Source organism: Duganella levis (genome assembly GCF_009857605.1).
Taxonomy (GTDB): domain Bacteria; phylum Pseudomonadota; class Gammaproteobacteria; order Burkholderiales; family Burkholderiaceae_D; genus Rugamonas; species Rugamonas levis.
The window spans coordinates 136495-161818 of sequence record NZ_WWCT01000019.1 but is presented as its reverse complement, the minus strand read 5'-3'; the positions used below and the strand labels follow the sequence as shown (position 1 = coordinate 161818).

The window sequence follows — 25324 nt, the reverse complement described above, 5'->3', positions numbered from 1 at the left end:
AGCGGCGAACCCGGCGGTGCGATATTGCCCAGCGCCGTTCAGCACGCCGCTGGGCGTGCATGGCGTGCAGGCGCCGGCCAATATCGCACCGCCGGGTTCGCCGCTGGCCAGTCCGGCCGGACTGGGCCCGAACGTGCCGGGCACGCCGATTCCGCAAGGCCAGGTGCCGGGCACCAATCTGATTCCGGCCTCGCCGACGCAAGTGCTCTCGCTGGGTAACCGCGCGCCGGCACTGGCGCCGGTCGCGCCGGCCGGCAACGGCGTGCCGGACAAGATCTACAGCACCTTGCCGGCCTACGAACCGCGCAGCGGCAGTGGCGTGCTGGGCGTGCCGGAAGCGGTGGGCAGCGCCGCGCCATCGGCCGGGGCGTCGCCGTTCTACTTCCTGAATGAGCGTTACGGCCAGCCGGCCGCGCCGGCGCCTTCCGAGCGGTCGCCGTACTACTTTGTCGATGCGGCGACGCTGCCGGGCGTTCCTGCCGCCTCGTCCAAACCGCCGCCGCCGTTCGACATCCACGCCATCCGCCGCGATTTCCCGATCCTGCAAGAACGGGTGAACGGGCGCCAGCTGGTCTGGTTCGACAACGCCGCCACCACCCACAAGCCGCAGTCGGTGATCGACCGCATCAGCTACTTCTACCAGCACGAAAACTCCAACATCCACCGCGCCGCGCACGAACTGGCGGCGCGCGCCACCGATGCGTATGAAGGCGCGCGCGAACGCGTCAAACGCTTCATCAATGCGCCGGAAGTGAACGAAGTCATCTTCGTGCGCGGCACTACCGAAGCGATCAACCTGGTGGCCAAAAGCTGGGGCGCGCAGCACATCGGCGAAGGCGACGAAATCATCGTCTCCAACCTGGAGCACCACGCCAACATCGTGCCGTGGCAGCAACTGGCCGCCGCCAAAGGCGCCAAGCTGCGCGTGATCCCGGTGGACGACAGCGGCCAGATCCTGCTGGACGAATATCGCAAACTGCTGAACCACCGCACCAAACTGGTGGCCGTCACCCAGGTATCGAACGCACTGGGCACGGTCACGCCGGTCAAGGAAATCGTCGAACTGGCGCACCGTGCCGGCGCTCGGGCACTGGTGGACGGCGCGCAGTCGATTTCGCACATGCGGGTGGACGTGCAAGACCTTGGGGCCGACTTCTTCGTCTTCTCCGGTCACAAAGTCTTCGGCCCGACCGGCATCGGCGTGGTGTGGGGCAAGCGCGAAGTGCTGGAAGACATGCCGCCATGGCAGGGCGGCGGCAACATGATCGCCGACGTCACGTTTGAAAAAACCGTATTCCAGCCGATACCCAACAAATTCGAAGCCGGCACCGGCAACATCGCCGATGCGGTGGGACTGGGCGCGGCGATCGACTACGTCAACCGTGTGGGCATCGAAAACATCGCCCGCTATGAGCATGATTTGCTGGTGTACGGCACCGAACAGCTGAATAGCATCAAAGGCGTGCGCCTGATCGGCACGGCATCGGACAAAGCCAGCGTGATGTCCTTCGTTCTGGCCGGCTACAGCACCGAAGAAGTGGGGCGCGCGCTGAACGACGAAGGCATCGCCGTTCGCACCGGCCACCACTGCGCGCAGCCGATCCTGCGCCGCTTCGGCGTCGAAACCACCGTGCGGCCGTCACTGGCGTTCTACAACACCTACGACGAAATCGACCGCCTGGCTACCGTGATCCGCCGCCTGGCCGGCCAGCGCTAACTGCAACTCCGGGGTCAGGTCCGGCATTCGGACACAAGCACAACCGTAGCGGCTGCTACGGTTGTGCTTGTGTCCGAATGCCGGACCTGACCCCGGGTTTTTCGCGGGTGCGGATGGCGTTGAGTTGTTTGAGTTCTTTGTCGCTGGCGTTGGCCAGCAGGGCTTCGTGGGCTTTGCCGAGTTCGACGTAGTGGGCTTGTTCGGGCGTCAGCGCCTGGCCGCGCAGTGCCCAGCTGGTCAGGGCGCCGGCGGCCAGGCAGCACAGCAGGACCAGCACCGTGTAGACGGCGATCCAGCCGCCGGTCTTGAATTGCAGCAGGTTCAGCGACAGGCTGGTCTTGCGCGCCGCTTCGGTGGCTTCCGCCAGGCGCGCGATCATGTCGCTGACCGCCGCCTGGGTGGCGGTGGTGGCGGCTGCGCTGGCTTGCACAGCGGCGGTGTCGGCGATGTGCTGCGCTTCGGCGCTGACCCGCACCGCCTCAGCAATTTTGCTGTCGATCTGGCTCAGGCCGGCATTCGCCAGCCGCACCAGCTTGTCGCAGTTGGCGATCTGCCGCGTGACGTTCGCTACTTCGCCATGAAAGCGCTCCACTTCCTTCGCGTGGGCGTCGAGCTTGTCGTTGAAGAGATCGAGTTCGGCTTGGTTCATGGCGAGGTCGGCGGGTGATCGATGCGCCTATCATACCGCTTGCGACGAATAAGCAAAATGCTGCCGCTTGCGAGCATGGCCTGTTCCGCCCGCCGGGTGCATACTGTACCCATCAATCAGGAGGACATCATGACGCAAGTAACCATTTATACCAGCCCGATTTGCGGCTATTGCAGCATGGCCAAGCGGCTGTTGGCCGGCAAGGGCGTGGCTGTGACCGAAATCGACGCCGGCAGCGATCCGCAAGCCATGCAGGAGATGATGACGCGCAGCGGCCGCCGCACCGTGCCGCAAATCTTCTTCGGCGCGCGCCACATCGGCGGCTATGACGACCTGGTCAAGCTCGACCGTGCCGGCGGTTTCGACGAAGCGCTGGCATCCGCCTAAGCGCCACCCAGCGCCTGTGCCAGCGCCAACGCCGCGCGGCTGGGTGGACGCTGCCGATGCAGCAGCAGCGAGAAGGGACGTGGCGGCAGGTCGAGGTTGACCTTGCACAGCAGCCCCGCTTGCAGATGCGGCGCCATCACCAGTTCCGACACCACCGTGGCGTAGGCGCCGGCCATGGCGGCGCTGCGCACTGCTTCGTTGGACGGCAGCGCCAGCGCCACCCGCAGTTGCGCCGGTGCTATACCCAGCGCCGCCAGCTGCGTCTCAAACGCCGAACGCGTGCCGGAGCCCGGTTCGCGCAGAATCCAGTCGGCCGCCAGCAGCGCCGCCGCATCCACCACCCGGCCATCGGCCCAAGGGTGCGATGGCGCCACCACCGCCACCAACTGATCATGCGCCACCACGGTGGCCGTCAGTTCAGGCGCATCGACGCCGTCTTCCACCAACCCGAGATCGGCCGTGCCATCACGCACCGCCTGCGCCACGCTGCTGGTGTTGCCGATAGTGAGGCTGAGTTCGATCTGCGGATACTGGCGGTGGAAGGCCAGCAGCAACGGCGGCAGCCAGTAGCTGGCGATGGTCTGGCTGGCGTGCAGCGCAACCGTGCCGCGTTGCAGGCCGGCCAGTTCGGCCAGCGCCAGTTCGGCGTTGCGGGCGGCCGCCAGCGTGGCGCGTGCCTCGGCCAGGAACAGCCGGCCGGCATCGTTCAGTTCGATGCGGCGGCCGACGCGGTCGAACAGCGGCGTGTCGTAGCGTTCTTCCAATGCGCGCAACGCGGCGCTGACAGCCGACGGTGTCAACGCCAACACCGCCGCCGCCTGGGTCAGGTGTTCGCGCTCGGCGACGGCGACGAAGATGCGCAGTTGTTCCAGCGTCATGCGGCTTCCTTAGGCGATGTGCAGAAAATGGATCAGGCCGAGGCTGATGGCGCACAGCACCAGCAGCGACAGCACGACCACCATGGTAACCCGGCCGCCGGCGCGCAGCACGCTGCGGGCATCGACACCCAGGCCCAGCGCCGCCATCGACATCACGGTGAGGAAACTGCTGGCCGCCTGGGCCGGCTTCAGCAGCGCCGGCGGCAACAGGCCGGCCGAGCGCAGCGCCATCAGCGCCAGAAATCCAGCGATGAACCACGGCACCAGCGCCGACAGCCGCAGCCTTTGACGTGGCGCGTCACCAGCCTGCGGGCCGAACAGCGACAGCAGCAGCACGACCGGTCCCAGCATCAGCACCCGCACCAGCTTGACCAGTGTGCCGACGTGGGCGCTGGTCAGCGACACCGCGCCGGTGGCGGCCAGCACCTGCGGCACGGCGTACACGGTGAGGCCGGCAAACACGCCGTACTGGCTGGCCGACAGCGACAGCAGCGGCATCGCCAACGGCAGCAGCAGGACCACGATGACGCCCAGCACGGCGGTGAAGGAAATCGACGCCGCCACGTCCTCGCCATCGGCATCGATCACCGGCGCCACGGCGGCGATGGCGGAATTGCCGCAGATCGAGTTGCCGCAGGCGATCAGCAGGGCCAGCTTGGCGGACAGGCCGCTCAGGCGGCCGATGGCGTAGCTACAGCTGATAGCCAGCATCACCACGCCGGCGATACCGGCCAGCAGCATCCAGCCGTTGGCCAGCAACGCGCTGGCGCTGACGGTCGCCCCGAGCAGCAGCACCGCCAGTTCCAGCAGGGTCTTGGCGCTGAAGTGGATGCCGGCGTCCCAGCGCGCCGACAGCGGCGTCAGCGTGCGCAGCGAGGTGCCCAGCAGGATGGCCAGCACCAGGCTTTCCAGCCAGGCGCGGCCGAACAGGGCCGCTTCGACGTGTTCGAGGCCGGCGGCGGCGGCGGTGACTGCCGCGCACAACAGCAGGCCGGGGAGGATTTTGCGGACCATTTCATACTCCTTATTACATTTCCGAATAAGTAAAGTATGAAACCGTCCATCATGTGCAGTCTATTGATATGTTTTGCACAGTTCGTTCGATTGAGACGAACGATTTAGCGCAATGCCAACTGGCGCCGACCTGCCACGCGCACCTGGTCGCTGGTGCGGAATACGCTGATGGCCTGGTTCAGGCGCGTGGCCTCATCCTGCATGCTCATCGCGGCGGCCGAGGCTTCCTCCACCATGGCAGCGTTCATGCGGGTGGCGTTGTCCATTTCGGCGATGGCCTGGTTGATGTTGTTCAGGCCGGCGCTTTGCTCGCGGGTGGCGGCGGTGATTTCGGTCATGATCTGCGCCACTTCCTTGATGGCGCCGACGATGTCGGTCATGGTGACGCCGGCGTCGTCGACCAGCTTACTGCCGGCGTTGACCTGGTCCACCGACGCGCCGATCAGCACGCTGATTTCCTTGGCCGCTGCTGCCGAGCGCTGCGCCAGATTGCGCACTTCCGAGGCCACCACGGCGAAGCCGCGTCCCTGTTCGCCCGCGCGCGCCGCTTCCACCGCCGCGTTCAGCGCCAGGATGTTGGTCTGGAAGGCGATGCCGTCGATGATGGCGGTGATTTCCGAAATGCGCTGCGAACCCTGCTTGATCTCGGCCATGGTGGCCACCGCCTGGCCGACCACCGTGCCGCCCTTGCTGGCCAGTTCGCTGGCGCCGAGGGCCAGCTTGTTGGCCTGGCCGGCGTTGTCGGCGTTGTGCTCCACGGTCGAGGTCAGTTCTTCCATGGCGCTGGCGGTTTCCTCGATGCTGGCGGCCTGCGATTCAGTGCGGCCCGACAGGTCGGCATTGCCCTGGGCGATTTCGCCGGCGGCGCTGGTGATGGTGCCGGCACTCTGCATGACGTCGCTGATCAGGCTGCGCAGCGCGATGTTCATTTCGCCCAGCGCTTCCAGCAACTGGCCGGCCTCGTCGTGCGAATCGCTGTGGACGTCGGCGGTCAGGTCGCCCTGGGCCACGCGGCGCGCCACGCCGATGGCGTAGTGCAGCGGGCCGACGATGCTGCTCTTGAGCGCCATGCCGCACACCACCACCACCAGGGCCAGCAGCACGGTCAGCGCCAATTGCAGGCGCAGGCTCATGGTGGCCGCCTGTTCGATCTCGATGGCGCTCTGGTCGATCTGTTCACGTTCAAACGCCACCAGTTCGCGCAGGCGCTGCTGGTAGACGTCGGCGGCGCCGATGAATTTGTCGTTGAGCACGGCGCTGGCGGTGTCGTTGTCGCCGGCCGCCTTGGCCTTGGTGATGGCGGCCTTGTGCACGTTGTAGGTGTCGCGCGCGTCGCTGATGCCCTTGAGCAGCGCGGTTTCCTTGTCCGAGGTCAGCAGCACGCCGACCTTTTTCAGGATCTCGCCGGCCTCGGTGGTGCCCTTGTTGGAGTCGGCGGCGAAGAACTCGACCAGGCCGTTGTCGCTGCTGCGGGCGATGGCCAGCGTGCGGCGGGCGCCGGCGAAGATGATGCGGTACCAGTCGCTGACCAGGCGTTCCTTGGTCAGGGACAGGTCCAGCAATTCCTTGGTGGAGGTGCGCATTTTGCCGAGCTGCCACAGGCTGACGCCGGTAGCCAGGCTGGACACAACCAGCACGATGCCGAAGACGAGGGTGATTTTTTTGCCGATGTTGGCATTTTTCATGAAGTTCATGGGTGTCCTGAAGTGCGCGCGAATGTCCACAATCTCAAAAAGGTTATCACCATTTTTCCGTATGGAAACACTACTAGTGGTAAAAGTTTTGTATCAGGATTGATACAATTTGTAATCTTCCTGCTGATTGCTTTGTGGAAATAATGTCGTAGCATCGACGGTTTTCCCCTGTGATCATCCGGAGCCCTGTCATGAGCGATACCCGCGATCAGCACCCCCGGCGCGACTTTCTGTTGCGTTCCCTGGCAGCCGGCGCCAGCGCCGCCAGCCTTCCTCTTGCCACTGCTACTGCCGCACCAGTGCCCGCGTCCGCCGCCGCGCCGGCCGGCTACCTGTGGCTGCGTCCCGACGAGCAGGTGTTTGTCGAGGCGCTGGTCAACCACATGTGCCCGGCGGACGGGCTGACGCCGGACGGCGTCACGCTGGGGTTGGCCGTGTTCTACGACCGCGCGCTGGGCGGCAACTGGGGCCAGGGCGACCGGCTCTATCTGCAAGGTCCGTTCAAGCAGGGCAGCGCCAACCAGGGCTACCAGCTGGGTATGACGCCGGCGCAGCTGTTCCGCACCGGCACCGAGGGCCTGGCCGACTACTGCCGCGCCACCCACGGCAAGCCGTTCGACCGCCTGCCGGCCGAAGCGCGTGAAGCGCTGCTCAAGGATCTGCAGTGGGGCAAGGCGGCGCTGCCCAACGGCGTGCCGTCGGCCGTGTATTTCGCCCAGCTATTGCAGATGTTTTACGAAGCCATGTTTGCCGATCCGATCTACGGCGGCAACCAGGACAAGCAGGGATGGAAGCTGGTCGGCTATCCGGGCGTGAACACGGCCAACAAGGTCAACATCGTCAAGTACGCCAACAAGCCTTACCGTCCCGAACCGGCCGGCATTGCCGACCTCAGCTGACAGGAGCACGCATGAAGACTTACAAGGAAGTGGATGTGGTGCTGGTCGGCGGCGGCTGGACCGGCGGTATTCTGGGCAAGGAGTTTTCCGAAGCCGGCATGACTGTAGTGTGCCTGGAGCGCGGCGGTCCGCATACGGCAGACGATTTCAGCGTGCCGCGCATGCGCGACGAGCTGGCCGTGGGCCAGCGCATGTCGATGATGGTCAACACCACCGACAACACGGAAACCGTGCGCAACAAGAGCGCCGAGACAGCGCTGCCGTATCGCCGTCTCGGCTCTTACCTGATGGGCACCGGCGTCGGCGGCGCCAGCACGCACTGGAACGGCCACACCTGGCGCTGGAACGACAACGATTTCCAGATCCGCAGCAAGTACGAGGCCAAGTACGGCAAGCAGTACATCCCGGCCGACATGACCATCCAGGACTGGGGCGTCACCTACGCCGAGCTGGAGCCGTACTACGACAAGTTCGAGAAGGTGGCCGGCATTTCGGCCAAGGCCGGCAATGTGCAGGGCCGCAAGATCGCCGGCGGCAATGTGTTCGAGGCGCCGCGCCGCAACGAATACCCGATGCCGCCGCTGGTGTACGGCTATGCCGGCGATTTGTTCGCCGAGGCGGCCCGCAAGATGGGCTACCACCCGTTCCCGCGTCCCACCGCCAACGCCTCGGTGCCGTACACCAATCCGGACGGCGTCAAGTTCGGCGAGTGCCAGTACTGCGGCCACTGCGAGCGCTTCGGCTGCGAGGCCAATGCCAAGGGCGGCGCACAGATGACGGTGATTCCGGCGGCGCTGCGCCAGAGCACCTTCGAGCTGCGCACCTATGCGTGGGTGACCAAGGTCGAGCGCGACGCCTCCGGCAAGAAGGCCACCGGCGTCACCTATACCAATACCGTCACCGGCGAGGAATGCTTCCAGCCGGCCAAGCTGGTGGTGCTGTGCGCTTTCGGTTTGAACAATGTGCACTTGATGATGTTGTCGGGCATCGGCGAAATCTACGATCCGGTGTCGGGCAAGGGCCTGCTGGGCAAGAACTACTGTTACCAGACCGGCAGCGCGGCCATGCTGTTCTTTGAGGACAAGCACTTCCACCCGTACATGGCCACTGCCGGCATCGGCGCCATCATGGACGACTTCCACGGCAACTGGGACTTCGACCGCGCGCCTTTCGGCTTCGTCGGCGGCTCGACAGTGGGCACCGCCATGTACGGCGGCCGGCCGATCCAGTGGCATCCGACGCCAGCCGGCACGCCGGCCTGGGGCAGCGCCTGGAAGCAGGAGACCGCCAAGTGGTATGACCGCAGTATGAACATCACTGCCACCGGCACCGTGATGCCGTTCCGCGGTAATTACCTCGATCTCGATCCGACTTACCGCAACCGCTTCGGCGCGCCGCTGATGCGTATGACCTTCGACTACCAGGACAACGAGCGCAAGATTTCGGCGCACTCCGCCGACGTCATCAACCGCATCGCCACTGCGCTCGACCCGACCCACCTGAGCAAGGCCACCGCGCGCCAGTCATGGAGCAGCGTGCCGTACCAGAGCACCCACAACACCGGCGGCACCATCATGGGCACCAACCCGGGCAATTCGGTGACCAACAAGTACGGCCAGGTGTGGCAGGTCGACAACCTGTTCATCATGGGGGCGTCGCTGTTCCCGCACAACTCGGCCTACAACCCCACCGGTCCGGTGGCGGCGATCGCCTACATGGCGGCCGACATCATCAAGAAGGTCTACGTCAAACAACCGGGGAAACTGATCCATGCGTAATTTACTGACCGCCGGGCTGCTGTGCCTGGCTGCTGCCGGCGCCGGCGCCCAGGACCTGGGCAAGAAGACTTTTGAACAGTGTGTGGCCTGCCATTCGTTGCAGGCCGGGGAGAACGGCGTCGGACCGACGCTGCATGGCCTGCTGGGTAGTACCGCCGGCACGGTCGAGGGTTTTCGCTTTTCCGGGCCGATGAAGCGCAGCGGCATTGTCTGGGATGAAAAGAACCTGGCCGAGTTCCTGCGCAATCCGCAGGCGCTGGTGCCGAATACCCGCATGCCGTTTTCCGGCCTCACGGACGAGGCCGCATTGAAGGCGCTGGTGGGCTACCTGGCCACGGCGACCAAATAGCCCGCCAGCGGGCGCTTAGCCCAGCGTCAGGGTCAGCGTGGCGCCGCCGTAGTTTGGCGTCACGTTGGTAAAGCCATCCACCGTGATGGTGGTGAACTTGCCTTTCAGGCTGCCGGCGGTGATGACGGTCAGCACGTCGCCCGCTTTCGGCTTGTAGCCGTTGGCGAACTTGATGCGCAGCGTGCCGCCGGCGATGGTGGCGGTGCCGGACACGGTCAGGCTGCCCTGGCTGCCGGCGGCTGCGCCGCCCAAGTCCAGTTCCAGCGTGGTGCTGCCGCTCAGCTGGGTGTACTTGCCGGCCAGCTTCAGTGCCGACGGCGCATTCGCCACCAGCGTGCCGCCGCTGTTGTAGACGTCGCCCGCGCCGAAGGCGGCGGCCGAGTCGCCTTGCAGCGTGCCGGCCGTCAGTTCGGTGCCGCCGGTCCAGGTGTTGGCGCCGGCCAGTTTCAGCGTGCCCGTGCCTTGCTTGACCAGCTTGCCCGCGCCGCTGATGTCGTTGCGCCAGCGATCCACGGCGTTGAAGCCGCCCTTGGTGGCGTCCATGACGATGGTGACGTTGCCGCTGAACGAAGCGTAGCCGTCAGCAGCCGCGAACAGGTTCAGGCGACCCCAGCCTTCAGCATCGTCCATCACCGGGTAGCCGGACGCCAGTGCCGTGGTTTTCAGCACCACGCGGCGCTGGTCGGGACTCAGGTAAGGCTGGCGGGTTTCCAGCAGCACTTCGGCGCCTTTTGGCACGGCGACGGCGGCGTTGGTGGCGGCGATCTGGGCGAAGCCGAAGGTGCTGCGGCGCAGGTAGTTGGCCTTGTTGGTGGCGTAGTCGGCGAAGCGGTCGTTGGCCACGGTGCCCGATTGCGCGTAGGCGGCAAAGGTGTCGGCGGTGGTGTTGGTGGCGGCCATCAGCGCGGTGTGCGCCTGGGTGACGGCGGCGGCTTTCTTGGCGGCGTTGGCCGGATCGGCCAGGTTGGCGGCGGCGCTGGCGATACCCAGCATGCGGCCGCTGATCACGTCCAGCGGCGAATGCATGCCGGCCAGAATGCGCATCTCGCCCAGTTCCAGACCACGGCTCAGCATTTCCTGATAGCGTTCCGGCACCGCGTAGGCCATGGCGACGGCGTCGCGCACGGCTTCGGCGGTGTGGCCGCTGGTGAAGCCGCCGTCGGTATTCGGGGTGGTGCTCTTGGCCGGGACCAGTGCCGGCAGCAGTTGCACGCTGGTGCTCCAGCGGAATGGACGGGCGTATTTGTAGAAGCGCTTGGCCGGTTCGGTGGAGGCGTTGTTGCCGACCAGGCCGACCAGATCGACCACGTTGCCGAAGCTGGCATTGGCGCTGCCGCCGACGCCGGTATTGTTGCCGCCGTCGTTGTACAGCGTGGTTGTTGCATTGTCCGCCACGCTGGTGATGGTGGTGGTCTGCTGGGCGGCGGTGCGGTAGGCATTGGTCAGCGGGCCCATGCCGTCGGTGACGCTGTAGCCCTTGCCGCGGCGGTCGTCCAGATAAGCTTGCACGGCCTGGTCGGCGGTGCGGTTGGTGGTAGCTTTGACCACGTAGTCGATATTGGCCTGGTGCACGGTGGCGTTGAGCACGGTGCCGTCCGGCGTGCCGTCGCCCGGTACGCCGGTCCAGGTCGATGCGACGACGGCCGGGAAGGCGCCGTTGGCTGGCGCGGTCACGCCGGCGTCGACGATTTGCGTCAGTGGTTTCCAGATGCTCAGGAAGCCGCCCAGGATGCGCACGCCGGCATTGGTGTCGAGCGTGGCGTAGCGGGCATCGCCGCGCTGGTTGGTGGCGACGGTGTCGACAAAGGCGGTGGCGGTCGGCACGGCGACGCTTTCCGCTGCGCCCTGGTCCGCCGGCGCGGCTGGAATCACCAGTGGCTCGTCGTTGGAGGAGCCGCCGCAGGCGCTCAGCGCGGCGGCAATGCTCAGGGCCAGGATCAGGGGGCGGGCAGGAAGCAGGTGCATATCGGTATCCGTTGTTTGGGGAGTTGGAAAAAGGCCACAGGGTAAAGAGCAGATATGACAAGGTTGTTACGCACCGTTGCTGGCAGCGCTTCCAGCTGAAAATATTATGGCTGGCGCGTAAAAGCTGATAGCTCGGCGGGCTGCTACAATGGCCGGGTGAAAAAACTCCTGCTCATTCTGCTGCTGACTATCCTGCCGATCCAGTACGCCTGGTCGATGGCGGCAGTCTATTGCCAGCATGAAGAGAATAAGGTGTCGCACTTCGGCCACCATGGCCATCAGCACCAGGCGCAGTCCGACGATGACACGGATCACAGCAAGCCATCCAAGCATGGCGATTGCGAAGTTTGTCATCATGCGGTGCAGGCGTCGGTGCCAGCCGCCGAGCCGCTCATGACGGTGGCGCCGGCCGCCGTGTTTGCGCCCGCGGGCGCGCCGCGCTATCACTCCTATATCGCCGACGGGCCGCCACGGCCCAACTGGACGCTCGTCGCTTAACGCGGCGAGGCCTGATCTTTTCCCTTTCACGTCTCGTCGAATTTCTGTTCTGTTAACTCGGAGAATTCGATGTACAAGATATTTTTGCCGCTATGGTTAGCGGCGTGGCCTGCGTGCGCGCAGGCCGTGGTGGAGCCGTGCGCGCCATTGACGCTGTCCGCAGCGCTGGCGCTGGCGGATACGTCTCATGCCGATCTGGCGGCGGCGCGGCATGCGCTGCTGGCGGAAGACGGCGTCGTGCAGCAGGCTGGCTTGCTGCCTAATCCTTCCCTGAGCGTGGAGCGCGTCGATACGCGCCGCGACACCCGCGAGACTACTTTACAACTGAGCCAGCCGCTGGAGCTGGGCGGCAAGCGCGCGGCGCGCATGCAGGCGGCGCAGCGTGGGCGCGAGGGCGTGGCGGCGCTGCTGGTGCAGCGTCGGGCCGAGGTGCGCGCTGATACGGCGGCTGCGTGGTTTGCGGTGCTGGCGGCGCAGGAGCAATTGCGTCTGGCGCAGCAGGCGTCCGAGCTGGCGCAGCGCGCGGCCAGTGCGACCGGACGGCGGGTGGTGGCTGGCAAGGTGTCGCCGGTGGAGGAGACGCGTGCGCAGGTGGCGGCGGCCACCGTCAAGCTGGAGTTGATACGGGCGCATAGCGCGCTGGCGACAGCGCGTGCGCGGCTGGCGGCGTTGTGGAGCAATCCGGCGCCGTGCTTTGCGCAGGCTGCCGGTGAGATGGCGGCGTTGCCGGAGTTGCCGTCGCTGGCGGCGCAGCGCGCGCTACTGGCGCAGGCGCCGGCCATGCAGGTGGCGCAGGCGGAGCTGGCGCAGCGGCAGGCGTTGGCGCAGGTGGAGTTGTCACGTCGCGCGCCGGATGTGGCGCTGACGGTGGGCAGCAAACGTTCGGAGGAACTAGGGCGCACGCAGGCGGTGTTTGGCGTGTCGCTGCCATTGCCGCTGTTTGACCGCAATCAGGGGGCGGTGCTGGCTTCGGCGCGGCGCGTCGATCAGGCGCGTGATGGGGTGACGGCGACGGGGTCACGGCTGGAGGCGGAGTTGGTGCAGGCGCGGGAAGAGTATGCGTCGGCACGCGCCCAGGCGTTGGCTTTGCAGGGTGAAATTCTGCCGGGGGCGCAGAGTGCTTATGACGCGGCCAGCACTGGCTTCGAGTACGGCAAGTTCGGCTTCCTTGATGTGCTGGATGCGCAGCGCACGCTGTTGCAGGCACAGTCCCACTACCTCACCACGCTGGCCGATGCGCATCGCGCGCAGGCGGCTATCTTGCGTTTGACCGGAGCAGAATATGAGTAAGAAGCAGACTATTATCATCGCCGTCATGGCGGTCATCGCGCTGCTGTTAGCGGCGTTCATTCTTAAACCGCGTGGCGATGCGCATGGCGACAGCGCGCCGCCAGCGGCAGCCCACGCTGCGGGACCGGAGACCATCGCGCTGAGCGAGGCGCAGGTCAAGGCGGCTGGCATCGTGCTGGCGACTGCTGCGCCGGCGCAGATCAGCACCATCCTCACGCTGCCGGGCGAGATCCGCTTTAACGAAGACCGCACCGCGCACGTGGTGCCCAAGCTGGCCGGCGTGGTGGTGGCCGTGCACGCGGAACTGGGGCAGACCGTCAAGCGTGGGCAACTGCTGGCGGTAGTCGCCAGCAGCGCGCTGTCCGAACAGCGCAGCGAACTGCTGTCCGCACAACGCCGGCTGGCGCTGGCCAGCACCACGCTGGAACGCGAACGCAAACTGTGGCAAGACAAAATCTCCGCCGAACAGGACTACCTGCAAGCCCGCCAGGCGATGAACGAAGCCGACATCGCCGTCCAAAATGCCAAGCAAAAACTCAGCGTGCTGGGCGCCGGTGCGGCAGCGGGTACGCAGCTCAACCAACTGCAACTGCGCGCACCGTTTGATGGCGTGGTGATGGAAAAGCACCTCGCGCTGGGCGAGGCGATCAAGGAAGACGCCAACGTCTTCACTATCTCCGACCTGTCCACCGTGTGGGCCGATTTCGCCGTGCCGCCGCAAGACCTGAACCGCGTGCGGGGCGGCGAAAGCGTCATCGTGCGCGCCTCGGCGTTTGACGCGCAGGCCAGCGGCAAGATCAGCTACGTCGGGTCGCTGCTGGGCGAAGAAACCCGCACCGCCAACGCTCGCGTGGCGCTGGCCAACCCGCAGCGCGCCTGGCGTCCCGGTTTGTTCGTCAACGTCGACGTGCAATCGGGCCTGAGCGAGGCCGCCGTCACTGTGATCGCGGGCGCATTGCAAACGGTCGACGGCCAGCCCGCCGTCTTCGTGCGCACCGCGCAAGGCTTCGTGGTGCAGACGGTGAAGCCGGGCCGCAGCGACGGCAAGCTGACCGAAATCCTGCAAGGCCTGTCCGCAGGCGCCGTCTACGCCGCCGCCAACAGCTACGTGCTGAAGGCGGAACTGGGCAAGGACAGCGCGGAACATGAACATTGATGCGGGAGCCGACCATGTTTGAACGACTTATCCGCTACGCCATCGACCAGCGCTGGCTGGTCCTGCTGATGGTGGCCGCGATGGCGGCACTGGGCATCGTCAGCTACGGCAAGCTGCCGATCGACGCCGTGCCGGACATCACCAACGTGCAGGTGCAGATCAACACGGCGGCAGCCGGCTACTCGCCGCTGGAGACCGAGCAGCGCGTTACCGTCCCGCTGGAGACAGTGCTGGCCGGCCTGCCGCGCATCGAGCAAACGCGTTCGCTGTCGCGCTATGGCCTGTCGCAGATCACCGTGGTGTTCAAGGACGGCACCGACATCTACTTCGCGCGCCAGATGGTCAGCGAACGGTTGCAGGAAGCGCGCGTGCAGCTGCCGGCCGGGATCACGCCGGCCATGGGCCCCATCTCCAGCGGCCTCGGTGAAATTTATCTGTGGACCGTGGAAGCCAGGCCAGATGCGAAGAAGGCCGATGGTATGCCCTACACGCCGACCGACCTGCGTGAAATCCAGGACTGGATCGTCAAGCCGCAGCTGCGCAACGTGCCCGGCGTTACGGAGATCAATTCCATCGGCGGCTACGCCAAGGAATACCAGGTAGCGCCGCAGCCACAGCATCTCGCTTCCTATGGCCTGACCTTGCAGGACGTGGTGCTGGCGCTGGAACGCAACAACGGCAACGTCGGCGCCGGCTACATCGAAAAGCGCGGCGAACAGCTGCTGGTGCGCGCGCCGGGACAAGTGAAGTCGCTGGAAGACATCCGCAACATCGTGCTGCGCAGCGTGGACGGCGTGCCGGTGCGGATACGCGATGTGGCCGATGTCGATATCGGCCGCGAACTGCGCACCGGCGCCGCCACCGAGAACGGACGCGAGGTGGTGCTGGGCACCGTCTTCATGCTGATTGGGCAGAACAGCCGCGCCGTGTCGCAGGCAGTGGACAAGCAGATGGCCGTCATCAACCGCAGCCTGCCGCCCGGCGTGCAGGCGATCACGGTGTATGACCGCACGGTATTGGTGGATAAAGCCATCGGCACGGTGAAGAAAAACCTGCTGGAAGGCGCGGTGCTGGTGATCGCGGTGCTGTTCCTCTTCCTCGGCAACCTGCGCGCGGCGTTGATCACCGCTATGGTGATTCCACTGGCGATGCTGTTCACCTTCAGCGGCATGGTGGCGTACAAGGTCAGCGCCAATCTGCTGAGCCTTGGCGCGCTGGACTTCGGCATCATCGTTGACGGCGCGGTGGTCATCGTCGAGAGCTGCGTGCGGCGGCTGGCGCATGCCCAGGCCACGCTGGGCCGGCCGCTGACGCGCGCGGAAAAATTCGATGAGGTCTTTGCGGGGGCCAGGGAATCACGCAGGCCGCTGCTGTTTGGGCAGCTGATCATCATGGTGGTGTATCTGCCGATCTTCGCGCTGACCGGCGTGGAAGGCCGCATGTTCCATCCGATGGCGTTGACGGTGGTGATGGCGCTGGCCGGCGCGATGATCCTGTCGGTGACGTTTATTCCGGCGGCGGTGGCGCTGTTCATCGGCGACAGCGTAGTGGAGAAGCACACGCCGCGCATCGACCGCTGGTATGGCGTGCTGCTGGAACGCGCACTGGGCAACGCGCCGGTGGTGCTGTCGTTCGCCGGCATTGCGGTGGCGCTGTCGCTGCTGCTGGCGACGCGCATGGGCAGCGAGTTCGTGCCGTCCTTGAACGAGGGCGATATCGCCATGCAGGCCTTGCGCATTCCCGGCACTAGCCTGACGCAGTCGGTGGAGATGCAGAAGCAGGTGGAGTTGACCTTGATGCGCCAGTTCCCCGAGATTGAACGGGTATTCGCGCGCACCGGCACGGCGGAAATCGCATCTGACCCGATGCCGCCGAATATCTCGGATGGCTACATCATGCTCAAGCCGGAGGCGCAGTGGCCCAAGCCGAAGAAATCGCATGCGCAGTTGCTGGCGGCGATACAGGCGGCGGTGGCGCAGTTGCCGGGCAATGCATACGAGTTTTCGCAGCCGATCCAGTTGCGCTTCAACGAGTTGATTTCGGGCGTGCGCAGCGATGTCGCGGTCAAGCTGTTTGGTGATGACGATGCGGTGCTGAACGCCACCGCCGCGCGCATCGCGGCCATGCTGGGCAAGGTCGATGGCGCGCAGGAGGTCAAGGTGGAGCAGACCAGCGGCTTGCCGGTGCTGACGGTGGATATCGACCGCGCGAAGACGGCGCGTTACGGCCTCAATGTCAGCGATGTGCAGGAGGTGGTGGCAACGGCCATCGGCGGCAAGGACGCGGGCACGATGTTCGAGGGCGACCGGCGCTTCGATATCGTGGTGCGGTTGCCGGATGCGCTGCGCAGCGATCTGGAGGCCGTAAAGCGTTTGCCGTTGCCGCTGCCGGGCGATCGCAATTTCATTCCGCTGGGCGAGGTGGCAACCTTCACGATCGCGCCGGGGCCGAACCAGATCAGCCGCGAGAATGGCAAGCGGCGGGTGGTCATTAGCGCCAATGTACGCGGGCGTGATATGGGATCGTTCGTGGTGGAGGCGGAGCAGCGCTTGCAGGAGGTACGGATTCCGGCAGGTTACTGGACTACGTGGGGCGGGCAGTTCGAGCAGTTGCAGTCGGCGTCGCAGCGCTTGCGGATTGTGGTGCCGGCGGCGCTGGGATTGGTGATGCTGCTGCTGTTTGCGATGTTCGGCAATTTGAAGGATGGGGTGCTGGTGTTCAGCGGGATTCCATTTGCGCTGACCGGTGGGCTGGCGGCGTTGGCGATGCGCGGCATACCGTTGTCGATATCGGCGGCGGTGGGGTTTATCGCGTTGTCCGGCGTGGCGGTGCTGAATGGGCTGGTGCTGGTGTCGGCAATTCGCAAGCTGCGCGAGGAGGGACGCGGTATTGAAGAGGCGGTGCGCGAAGGGGCGTTGGCGCGATTGCGGCCGGTGTTGATGACGGCACTGGTGGCGTCGCTGGGGTTTGTGCCGATGGCGATTGCCACCGGCACCGGAGCGGAGGTACAGCGTCCCTTGGCCACGGTGGTGATCGGGGGGATACTGTCCTCGACTGCGCTGACGTTGCTGGTGTTGCCGCTGCTGTACCGCTTCGTCTACGCCCGGCTTGTCAGAGCGGTGTAAAGCGAATCGCCTGGCCGCCGCCGGGAGCCAGTTTGAGTTGCAGCACCGTTTTCGCCGTCACGGTCTGCTTCTCGATGACGATGTCGAAGCGGTGGCTGCTGCGATAGTCTGCCTGGTCGCCATCGCGGTAGATCTCGGCCACGTAACGCTTGCCGGCGTCGAGGAAGTTCAGCGACAGCGGCAGCGTGCGTGCCTGGCCATCCGTGATCGAGCCGACATACCAGTCTTCCGACCGGCGATCCTTGCGCGCAATCGTCACATACTCGCCCAGCGCCCCATGCAGCACCCGCGTGTCGGCCCAATCGGTCGGCACGTCCTTGATAAACTTGAACGGTCCCGGATACTTCTCATAGTTCTCGATCAGGTCCGCCGCCATCACCACCGGCGAATAGATCACCACAAAGCTGGCCAGCTGCTTGGCCTGCGTAGAGTTGATCGGCCGGCCCTTCACGCCTTCCAGGCTCAGGATGCCCGGCGTGTAGTCCATCGGTCCACTCAGCATGCGCGTGAAGACCAGGTTCACTTCATGATCCACGCTGTTGATCGGATTGCCCCAGGCGTTGTATTCCATCCCGCGCGCACCTTCGCGTGAAATCCAGTTTGGATAGGTGCGGCGCAAGCCGGTGTCCTTCACCGGTTCATGCGTATCAATCGCCAGCTTGTAGCGCGCCGCCTCGGTCACCGCCTTCAGGTAATGGCGCACGCCTTCCTGCGAATCGGTATAGCCGAAATGCGTGCCGCCGCCCGCGCTCGGGAAAATCGCCGCGCCGCCATCGGTCACATAGCCGGACTTGATGCTGTCCACGCCCAGCTTCGCGTACAACTGATAACCTGCATCCATCTGCTGCTCGTAGCGGGCGATATTGCCGCCGGTCTCGTGGTGGCCGATCAGCCGCACGCCTTTCTGCTGCGCGTAGGCCGACAGCGCCGGCAAATCAAAGTCCGGATACGATTGCGTAAAGCTGAATGCTGAACCGCTGCCCGACCAGTTGCCATCCCATCCCAGGTTCCAGCCTTCCACCAGCACGCCACGGAAGCCGTTGTGGGCGGCGAAGTCGATATAGCGCCTGGTGTTGGCCGTGGTGGCGCCATGCTTCGCACCCGAACCCCAGGTACTGTGTTCCAAATGCATCTCCCACCACACGCCGACAAACTTGGACGGCTTGACCCACGATACATCGCCCAGCTTATTCGGTTCGTTCAGGTTCAACACCAGATCGGACATATACAGGCCAGCCGCATCGTCGGCGATCTGCATGGTGCGCCATGGCGTGGTAAAGGCGCCGCGCCGTTCCACCGGCGGACCGAAGGCGGATGGCGTCAGGTGCGCGCGCAGCGTCTGGCCATCCACTTTGCGCAGCCACATCGAGGCGTAATCGACCAGCGCCGCTTCGTGGAAGGCGATGTGCGTGCCGTCCTGGGTGCGGATGGTCAGCGGCGTGTTGGCGGTGCCTACTTCGGCCAGCGGGGTTTTGCGGGTGGCATATTCCAGCGCGGCCTTCTCGCCAGCTTCCTGCCACCACGCAGTGGATGGCGGCGCCACGACGAATTCAGTCAGCTCATCGCTGATCTGCGTGACAGGCAACTGCTGCTGGTCGGGGAACTCGTAGCGGAAGCCGACGCCGTCGTCGAACACGCGGAATACCAGCGCCAGGCGGCGGTTGTCGAGCGCTTTCTGCACCAGTTCCAGCCGCAGCTCCTGATAGTGGTTGCGCACGTAGCGGCGCTCGCCCCATGGCTGTTCCCAGGTGTCGTCGTGCGAGGAGACGGCTTGCCGGGCCAGCGTAAAGCCATTGTCCAGCTGCGGCGCATTGGTCAGCAGGAAGCCGAGGTGGGACGGCGCGATGAGCTGCTTGCCGCGCCGCTGCACGCTGTAGGCCAGGCGGCCGCCATCTTCCAGCTGTACCTCCACGCTGATTGAACGGTCGGGCGACGAGACGCTGCCCAGCACCTCGCCGGCACTGGCGCTGGCGACGACGCCGAGCATCATGCAGGCGGCGGAGATCCAACGGACTTGCAGGGAATTGATATGCACCACTACTCCTTAAAACTTTACAGTTGACGCGCCGCGCAGTTGGCCGCGATGAAGGCGGCGTGCGACGGCATTTGATCGACACAATTGCTGATGACCGAGGCGATGTCGCTCAGGTAGTCGCTGACTTCTTTTTCGGCCATCAGGTCCGCCAGCGGATGATGGCCGGCCACCGGCACGCGCTGCCCGTGCAGCACCTGCAGCCAGCCTACTTCCGCAAACAGTTCGTTGTCGACGCGGACAATGCGGCCGCGCGTGCGCCACAGGTCCATTTTTTCGCGCAGCGTGTCCGGTATCTCCATGGTCCGCACATAGTCCCAGAACGGTGTGTCGTTACGTTCGGTGGCGTGGTAGTGCAGGATGATGAAGTCGCGTATCCGCTCGATCTCGAAATTACATTGGCGATTGAACTCGGCGATGTCCGGCTGGCTGAATCCCTTGTCCGGGAAAAAGCTGATGAGGCGCGCGATGGTCGACTGGATCATGTGGATGCTGGTCGATTCCAGCGGCTCCAGGAAGCCGGACGACAGGCCCACCGCCACCACGTTCTTGTTCCACACCTGTTTGCGCTTACCGGCGGTGAAGCGCAGCAGTTTCGGTTCCGCCAGTGGTCGGCCGTCCAGGTTGGCCAGCAGCAGCGCGTGCGCTTCATCGTCGCTCATGAATTTGGACGCATACACATGGCCATTGCCGGTGCGGTGCTGCAGGCCGATGCGCCACTGCCAGCCGGCCGGCCGCGCGGTGGCGCGGGTGTAGGGCAGCAGGCCGCCGCCAAGTTCGCACGGCACCGCCCAGGCACGGTCGCAGGGTAGCCAGTGCGACCAATCTTCAAAACCGGTGTGCAGCGCCTGTTCGATCAGCAGGCCACGGAAGCCGGAGCAGTCGATGAACAATTCACCGCCAATCAGATCGCCGTTTTCCATGCGCACCGCGTCGACATGGCCGTCGCTGGCGCGCGTCAGCGCGTCAACCACCTTGCCTTCGATGCGGCGCACGCCGCGCTGTTCGGCATAGCGACGCAGATAGCGCGCATACAGGCCGGCGTCGAAATGGAAGGCGCTGACGATGTCGCCCAGCGGCGAGTTGCCGTGCGAGCGGTCGGCGCGCATGAATTTTCCGGCATTGGCCGCCATGCGGTTGATGGAATAGTTCTCCAGGTCGGGCGCCTTGCCTTGCTGGTGCATGCGCAGCCAGTACTGGTAAAACGGCAGCGTCGCCAGGTCCTGGCCGAAGATGCCGAAACCATGCATGTAGTTGTCGCCGATCCGGCCCCAGTCGCGGAATTCGATGGCCAGCTTGAAGGTGGCCTGCGTCTCGCGCACGAATTCATTCTCGTCGATGCCGAGCACGGCATTGAACAGTTTGATCATCGGGATGGTCGATTCGCCGACGCCGACGGTGCCGATGTCCTCCGATTCGATCAGCGTGATCTGCACCTTGTCGCCCAGTACCCGCGACAGCGCGGCTGCGCTCATCCAGCCGGCGGTACCGCCGCCGACGATGACTACTTTTTTGATGGTCTCCATCTACTCTGCCTTGGTCATGATTTTATAGCTCCACGGCGCCATGTCGAACTGCGTCGACTCATCGACCTTGACCGGCTCGCCGCTGGTGAAATCGCGGTAGCGGCCAAGGTGCAGGTCATCGCGGAAGCTGGTTTTTACCGGTTGCGCGCTCAGGTTAAACACGGCGAACACTTTATCGCTGGCGTTTTGCCGCACAAAGCTGAACACCTGTTTGGGCGCGTTGTTCGGCACCTGTTCCATCCTGGCGCCCCACTCGCCGTTCCACAGCGCGGTGTGCTGCTTCTTCAGCGCGTTCAATTGCGTGTACAGCGCGGTGTAGGGCGACGCCTGCCACTGTATCGCATCGCGTTCGAAGAAGGCCAGCCGTTTGCGGTTGCCGGCTTCCTGGCCGTTGTAAATCAGCGGCATGCCTTCGCTGACGAAGGAAAACACGATGGCCGCATCCACCGCCGGGCCGAAGATCTCGAACTCGGTGCCGTCCCACGCGTTCTTGTCATGGTTGGTGGTGTACAGCATGCGGTAGGCCTGGCGCGGGTAGAACTTCTGGTTCCACGCATAGTAGGTGTACAGCGAGGTGGCGTCGGCCTTGCCGTCGGTGACGGCGCGCAGGCCATCCCACCAGCTCCACGCGTAGCTGGCGTCGAAGGCGCGCGCGTGCATGTCGCGGCTTTCCCATTCGGCCAGCATGAACACCGGCTTGATGGCGCGCAGTTCGGCCGCCGCGTGGTCCCAGAAGTCTTGCGGCACCAGGCCGGCGGCGTCAACGCGGTAGCCGTCCACGCCCACTTCGCGCACCCAGTAGCGCAGCGCGTCGGTCATGTAGTGGCGCAGGCCCGGCTGGCTGTAATCGAGGTCGATGATGTCGTCCCAGTCATACCAGGGCGTTGGATGCGGACGGCCGTGGCGATCGCGTTCGTACCATTCGGGATGGCTGGCGTATAGCACGTTGTCCCACGAGGTGTGGTTGCCGACCCAGTCGAGGATCACGTGCAGGCCAAGGCCATGGGCGGCGTCGACGAAGTGCTTCAAGTCGGCCTGGGTGCCGAATTCCGGATTGACGGCGAGGTAGTCGCGCACCGCATACGGGCTGCCCAGCGCGCCTTTGCGTTTGGCTTCGCCGATGGGATGGATGGGCATCAGCCACAGGATGTCGACGCCCAGCGCCTTGAGGCGCGGCAGCTGCCGTTCGGCGGCGCGGAACGTGCCTTCGGGCGTGAACTGGCGGGTGTTGATCTGGTAGATGCTGGCGTTTTTGGTCCATTCGGCGTGCTGGAACTGCACGTAGGGTTCCGCCGTGGCGGCGCCGCAGAAGGTGATGAGCAGCGCGGTCAGAAATAGTTTGATCATGTAAGCAGCTAAAAAAAACGGATGCCCTGCCAGGGGACGGTAGACAGGGCATCCGGTAAAAACACCTAGAACTTGTAGTTCAGGCCAAAGGTGTAGGTGCGGCCGTACACCACCTTGTTGGTGATCTGGTTAGGATCCGTGGTGTACTCCTGGAACGGCGTATTGGTCCAGTTATGCCCTTGCAGGAAGACCGACGCGCCTTTCAGCCAGCCTTGCTGGAACTCGTACGAGGCTTGCAGGTCGACGATGGTCTCGCCCTTGATGAAGGTGAACTGCGAGTCGCTGCGGTAGTCCAGGATCTGGCCGACGAAGCTGGAGCGGCGGTGCGCGGCCCACGCCAGTTGCAGGCCGTGGTTTTCGTAGTAGACGCGCAGGCTGCTGACGTTTTTCGACAAGCCGGGCAGGCCGATCTCGCTGACCGAGCCATTGAACACCGGCGCATTGTTCGGCGAGACGAAGCCGCTGGTCGGCAGCCGCACCGAACTGTCGGTGAACGAGTAGTTGGCGGCGACGCCGAAGCCGTCCAGCCATTGCGTGGCCAGCGAGAACGGCAGGTTGACCGCCAGTTCGTAGCCATGCATGTTGCCGCCTTGGCCGTTCTGCGGCATGGTCAGGAAACCGATGGTGGAACCGGCGAACGGCCCGCTGGTCGGCAGCGGCGTGGTGGCGCTGGTGTAGGGCTTGAAGTCGAACTGCATCGGCGCGTTGATGATGTAGTTGTCCAGCTTCTTGAAGAAGGCGGCGGCGCTGATGTAGCCTTTCTTGCCGAAGTATTTTTCATACGACAGGTCCAGCGAACGCGCCTGGTAGGGCTTCAGCTGCGGGTTGCCGGCAAAGCCGCTCAGCGCCGGCGACACCGAGGTGGCGTTCTGTACCGAGAAGTCGAGGCCGGCCTTCATATTGTCCAGATTGGCGCGCGAGATCTGCTTGCCGGCGCCCAGCCGCAGTTTTTGCTCGTAGCCGAGGTCGAACGCCACGTTCAGGCTTGGCAGCACGTTGGTGTAGCTGGTGCCGTCGGTACGGATCTTGTACGGGCAGGTTTCCACCGTGATGCCGGTGCAGTTGGCCAGGTCGACCTGGTTGCCGGTGGCCTGCTGTTTGGTGTGGACCACCTGGAAGCCGAGGTTGCCGGTGTACGGTACGGCCCACAGGCGGCCGTCGAGGTCGGTCATGGCGTAGGCGGTGGCGACTTTCTCGCCGACGGTCCAGTCGCGCGCCAGCACGGTGGAGTCGACCCAGCGGTTCAGCTCGTAGATCGAGCCCAGCGTGCCGGTCGGATCGAACGAGGCCACCATGATGCCGGAGGCGCCGGCCGGCGCCACTTCGGTGCCCGGCACGGCGGCGCTGGCGTAACCGTCGCTGCCCTTGACCGACAGGCGGCCTTCCTGGCCGGTGCGCGACTTGTCGCGCTTGGTGAAGTTGGCGCCGAAGTGCAGGTCGGACAGCGGCCCCCAGTCCAGCACGCGGTGGGCGGTCAGGCGCGCCGAGTTGACGGTGTCCTGGATGGTCGGCAGCGCCACGTAGCCGGCCTGCGGCGAATTCGGTCCGCCGCCCCAGCCGTCGACGTCGGTCAGCCGCGTCACGGCGCGGTCGGCGTAGCTGATGCTCGGCGTGTACTTGACGTCGGAGAAGTTGGTGCCGTTGAAGCCGGTGTAGCTGATGCTGGCCAGCTGCGCGGCCGGCGTGTTGCCCGGCTGGCCGGCCGTGGTTTCGTAGTTGGAAATATTCTTGACGCCCTTCGAGTGCGAGACGTCGGCCTCCACCCGCCATTGCTCGTCCAGCTTCAGCTCGTTGTTCCAGCCGATCGAGGTCAGCTTGTCCTTGCTGCCGTACAGGTGATTGCGGACGTCGCCCTTGTAGTTGCTGATGGTGCCGCTGGTGGCGATGCCGTTGACCACCACCGCGTTGCTGAGCACGCCCACCGGATCGTACAGGCCGGTACTGCCGGCCACGGCGCCTTCGATGCCGGTTTTCTTGGTGGTTTCGTCGCCGCGCGAGTAGAACAGGTCCAGCGTCGAGCGGAAGTTCTGGTTGGGCTTGTATTGCAGCGTGATGGCGGCGCCGTCGCGGTCATTCTTGCGGCGCGAGGTTTCGGACAGGAAGCCGCTCGGCGCCTTGGCGGTGCCGCCGTTGTAGGCCATGTCGGTGGTGCCGCCGCCCCAGCTGTCGAATTTCAGCTCGCCGCCGTTGTCTTCCTTGAAGCGGGTCAGGCCCAGCGACAGGCCGATGGTGCGGTTGGCAAACTGGTCGACATAGCTGAAGGTGGTGCGGTGGCCGGAGCCGAGGTCGGAACCGGAGTCGAAGCCGATGCGCTCCTTGCGTACCGACGCGGCCAGCACGCGCTGGCCGAAGTCCAGCGGCCGCAATGTGCGCAGGTCGATGGTCGAGGCCAGGCCCTGGCCCATCAGGCTGGCGTCCGGCGTCTTGTACACCAGCACCGAGCCGGTCAGCTCGGACGGGAACAGGTCGAACTCGGGGCTGCGGGCGTCGCTGGTGGAGGCCTGTTCGCGGCCGTTCAGCAGCGAGCCGTTGAAGCTCGGCGACAGGCCGCGCACGCTGACGTCGGTGGCCTTGCCGTTGGTCTTGTTGCGCTGGGTGGTCACGCCGCTCAGGCGCGAGATCGACTCGGCCACGGTATTGTCGGGCAGCTTGCCGATGTCTTCTGCGGAAATCGCCTCGACGATGGAGCTGGAGTTTTTCTTGATCGAGATCGCCGCTTCGACGCCACGGCGGATGCCGGATACGGTGACGCTGGTGACGCCATCGTCATCGGCCTTGGCCGGCGCCTGCGTGGCGGGATCATTGGTCTGTTGGGCGTGGCTGGCGCCGGCGGCGCTTAGCAGCAGCGCGCAGGCGGCCGCCATCGGACTCAGCCGAAATAGGGTGCTGGTGGTCATACATCTCCTTTGTTTTATTGTGAACTGCAGGATGGATGGTGTAGCAGCGCTAAAACAGGGTCAACAATCTCGTCAGACTAACCTGAAGAAAGCCTGAAGGTTGGACGCCAAGTGTCTGATTTA

Annotated in this window: 18 protein-coding genes; 9 read left to right on the top strand and 9 right to left on the bottom strand. The window is 65.0% G+C overall.

Annotated elements, in window-relative coordinates:
- The first annotated feature begins 16 nt into the window (after positions 1–16).
- A complete protein-coding gene (locus GTP69_RS21585) occupies positions 17–1717 on the top strand; it encodes a family 2A encapsulin nanocompartment cargo protein cysteine desulfurase (protein ID WP_371868056.1) in 1701 nt (566 codons plus the stop codon).
- Between the two features lie 55 nt (positions 1718–1772).
- On the opposite strand, the gene GTP69_RS21580 is transcribed toward GTP69_RS21585, so the two are convergent.
- Entirely contained in the window at positions 1773–2366 is a 594-nt protein-coding gene (locus GTP69_RS21580; RefSeq protein WP_161056784.1) for a hypothetical protein, read from the bottom strand.
- Between the two features lie 129 nt (positions 2367–2495).
- On the opposite strand from GTP69_RS21580, the gene grxC reads away from it, so the two are divergent.
- Positions 2496–2753, top strand: coding sequence for a glutaredoxin 3 (gene grxC / locus GTP69_RS21575; protein WP_161056783.1), 258 nt, complete (start codon positions 2496–2498; stop codon positions 2751–2753).
- Here the strand turns inward: grxC and GTP69_RS21570 are convergent.
- From GTP69_RS21570 to GTP69_RS31745, 3 genes are all read right to left on the bottom strand, one after another.
- Positions 2750–3631 carry a LysR family transcriptional regulator gene (locus tag GTP69_RS21570; protein ID WP_161056782.1) on the bottom strand — a complete coding sequence of 294 codons (882 nt, stop codon included), beginning with the start codon at positions 3629–3631 and terminating at the stop codon, positions 2750–2752. The two genes, grxC and GTP69_RS21570, sit on opposite strands and share 4 nt — an antisense overlap.
- 9 nt (positions 3632–3640) lie before the next feature.
- A complete protein-coding gene (locus GTP69_RS21565) occupies positions 3641–4645 on the bottom strand; it encodes a YeiH family protein (RefSeq protein WP_161056781.1) in 1005 nt (334 codons plus the stop codon).
- A gap of 104 nt (positions 4646–4749) precedes the next feature.
- Positions 4750–6339: a methyl-accepting chemotaxis protein gene (locus GTP69_RS31745; protein WP_308494448.1), complete on the bottom strand. Its 1590-nt coding sequence runs from the start codon at positions 6337–6339 to the stop codon at positions 4750–4752.
- 191 nt (positions 6340–6530) lie between these two features.
- On the opposite strand from GTP69_RS31745, the gene GTP69_RS21555 reads away from it, so the two are divergent.
- The 3 genes from GTP69_RS21555 to GTP69_RS21545 are packed head-to-tail and all read left to right on the top strand — an operon-like array spanning position 6531 to position 9365.
- Complete coding sequence (locus tag GTP69_RS21555; protein ID WP_161056780.1) at positions 6531–7238, top strand: gluconate 2-dehydrogenase subunit 3 family protein; 708 nt, start codon at positions 6531–6533, stop codon at positions 7236–7238.
- Positions 7239–7249: 11 nt separating this feature from the next.
- Positions 7250–9016 (top strand): GMC family oxidoreductase, encoded by a 1767-nt coding sequence (locus tag GTP69_RS21550; RefSeq protein WP_161056779.1) that lies wholly within the window; start codon positions 7250–7252, stop codon positions 9014–9016.
- Positions 9009–9365: a c-type cytochrome gene (locus GTP69_RS21545; RefSeq protein WP_161056778.1), complete on the top strand. Its 357-nt coding sequence runs from the start codon at positions 9009–9011 to the stop codon at positions 9363–9365. Before GTP69_RS21550 ends, GTP69_RS21545 begins: the two co-directional genes overlap by 8 nt.
- Before the next feature lie 15 nt (positions 9366–9380).
- On the opposite strand, the gene GTP69_RS21540 is transcribed toward GTP69_RS21545, so the two are convergent.
- On the bottom strand, positions 9381–11330 hold the full coding sequence (locus tag GTP69_RS21540) for a phosphatase PAP2 family protein (RefSeq protein WP_161056777.1): 1950 nt from the start codon (positions 11328–11330) through the stop codon (positions 9381–9383).
- A gap of 156 nt (positions 11331–11486) precedes the next feature.
- Here GTP69_RS21540 and czcI point away from each other — a divergent pair, with 156 nt between their 5' ends.
- From czcI to GTP69_RS21520, 4 genes are all read left to right on the top strand, one after another.
- Entirely contained in the window at positions 11487–11828 is a 342-nt protein-coding gene (gene czcI / locus GTP69_RS21535) for a cation efflux protein, CzcI family (protein ID WP_161056776.1), read from the top strand.
- 69 nt (positions 11829–11897) lie between these two features.
- Positions 11898–13118 carry a TolC family protein gene (locus GTP69_RS21530; RefSeq protein WP_161056775.1) on the top strand — a complete coding sequence of 407 codons (1221 nt, stop codon included), beginning with the start codon at positions 11898–11900 and terminating at the stop codon, positions 13116–13118.
- Positions 13111–14274 (top strand): efflux RND transporter periplasmic adaptor subunit, encoded by a 1164-nt coding sequence (locus GTP69_RS21525; RefSeq protein WP_161056774.1) that lies wholly within the window; start codon positions 13111–13113, stop codon positions 14272–14274. The genes GTP69_RS21530 and GTP69_RS21525 overlap by 8 nt, the downstream gene beginning before the upstream one ends.
- A 14-nt stretch (positions 14275–14288) precedes the next feature.
- Entirely contained in the window at positions 14289–17399 is a 3111-nt protein-coding gene (locus tag GTP69_RS21520; RefSeq protein ID WP_161056773.1) for an efflux RND transporter permease subunit, read from the top strand.
- Here the strand turns inward: GTP69_RS21520 and GTP69_RS21515 are convergent.
- From GTP69_RS21515 to GTP69_RS21500, 4 genes are all read right to left on the bottom strand, one after another.
- The gene (locus GTP69_RS21515; protein WP_371868054.1) at positions 17386–19434 is read right to left on the bottom strand and encodes a glycoside hydrolase family 97 protein; all 2049 of its coding nucleotides are present in this window, start codon (positions 19432–19434) and stop codon (positions 17386–17388) included. The genes GTP69_RS21520 and GTP69_RS21515 overlap by 14 nt on opposite strands.
- A 17-nt stretch (positions 19435–19451) precedes the next feature.
- The gene (locus GTP69_RS21510; RefSeq protein WP_161056772.1) at positions 19452–20957 is read right to left on the bottom strand and encodes a tryptophan halogenase family protein; all 1506 of its coding nucleotides are present in this window, start codon (positions 20955–20957) and stop codon (positions 19452–19454) included.
- Positions 20958–22304 (bottom strand): alpha-amylase family glycosyl hydrolase, encoded by a 1347-nt coding sequence (locus GTP69_RS21505; RefSeq protein WP_161056771.1) that lies wholly within the window; start codon positions 22302–22304, stop codon positions 20958–20960. It lies immediately after the preceding gene.
- Between the two features lie 65 nt (positions 22305–22369).
- Positions 22370–25201: a TonB-dependent receptor gene (locus GTP69_RS21500; RefSeq protein ID WP_161056770.1), complete on the bottom strand. Its 2832-nt coding sequence runs from the start codon at positions 25199–25201 to the stop codon at positions 22370–22372.
- Positions 25202–25324 lie beyond the last annotated feature (123 nt).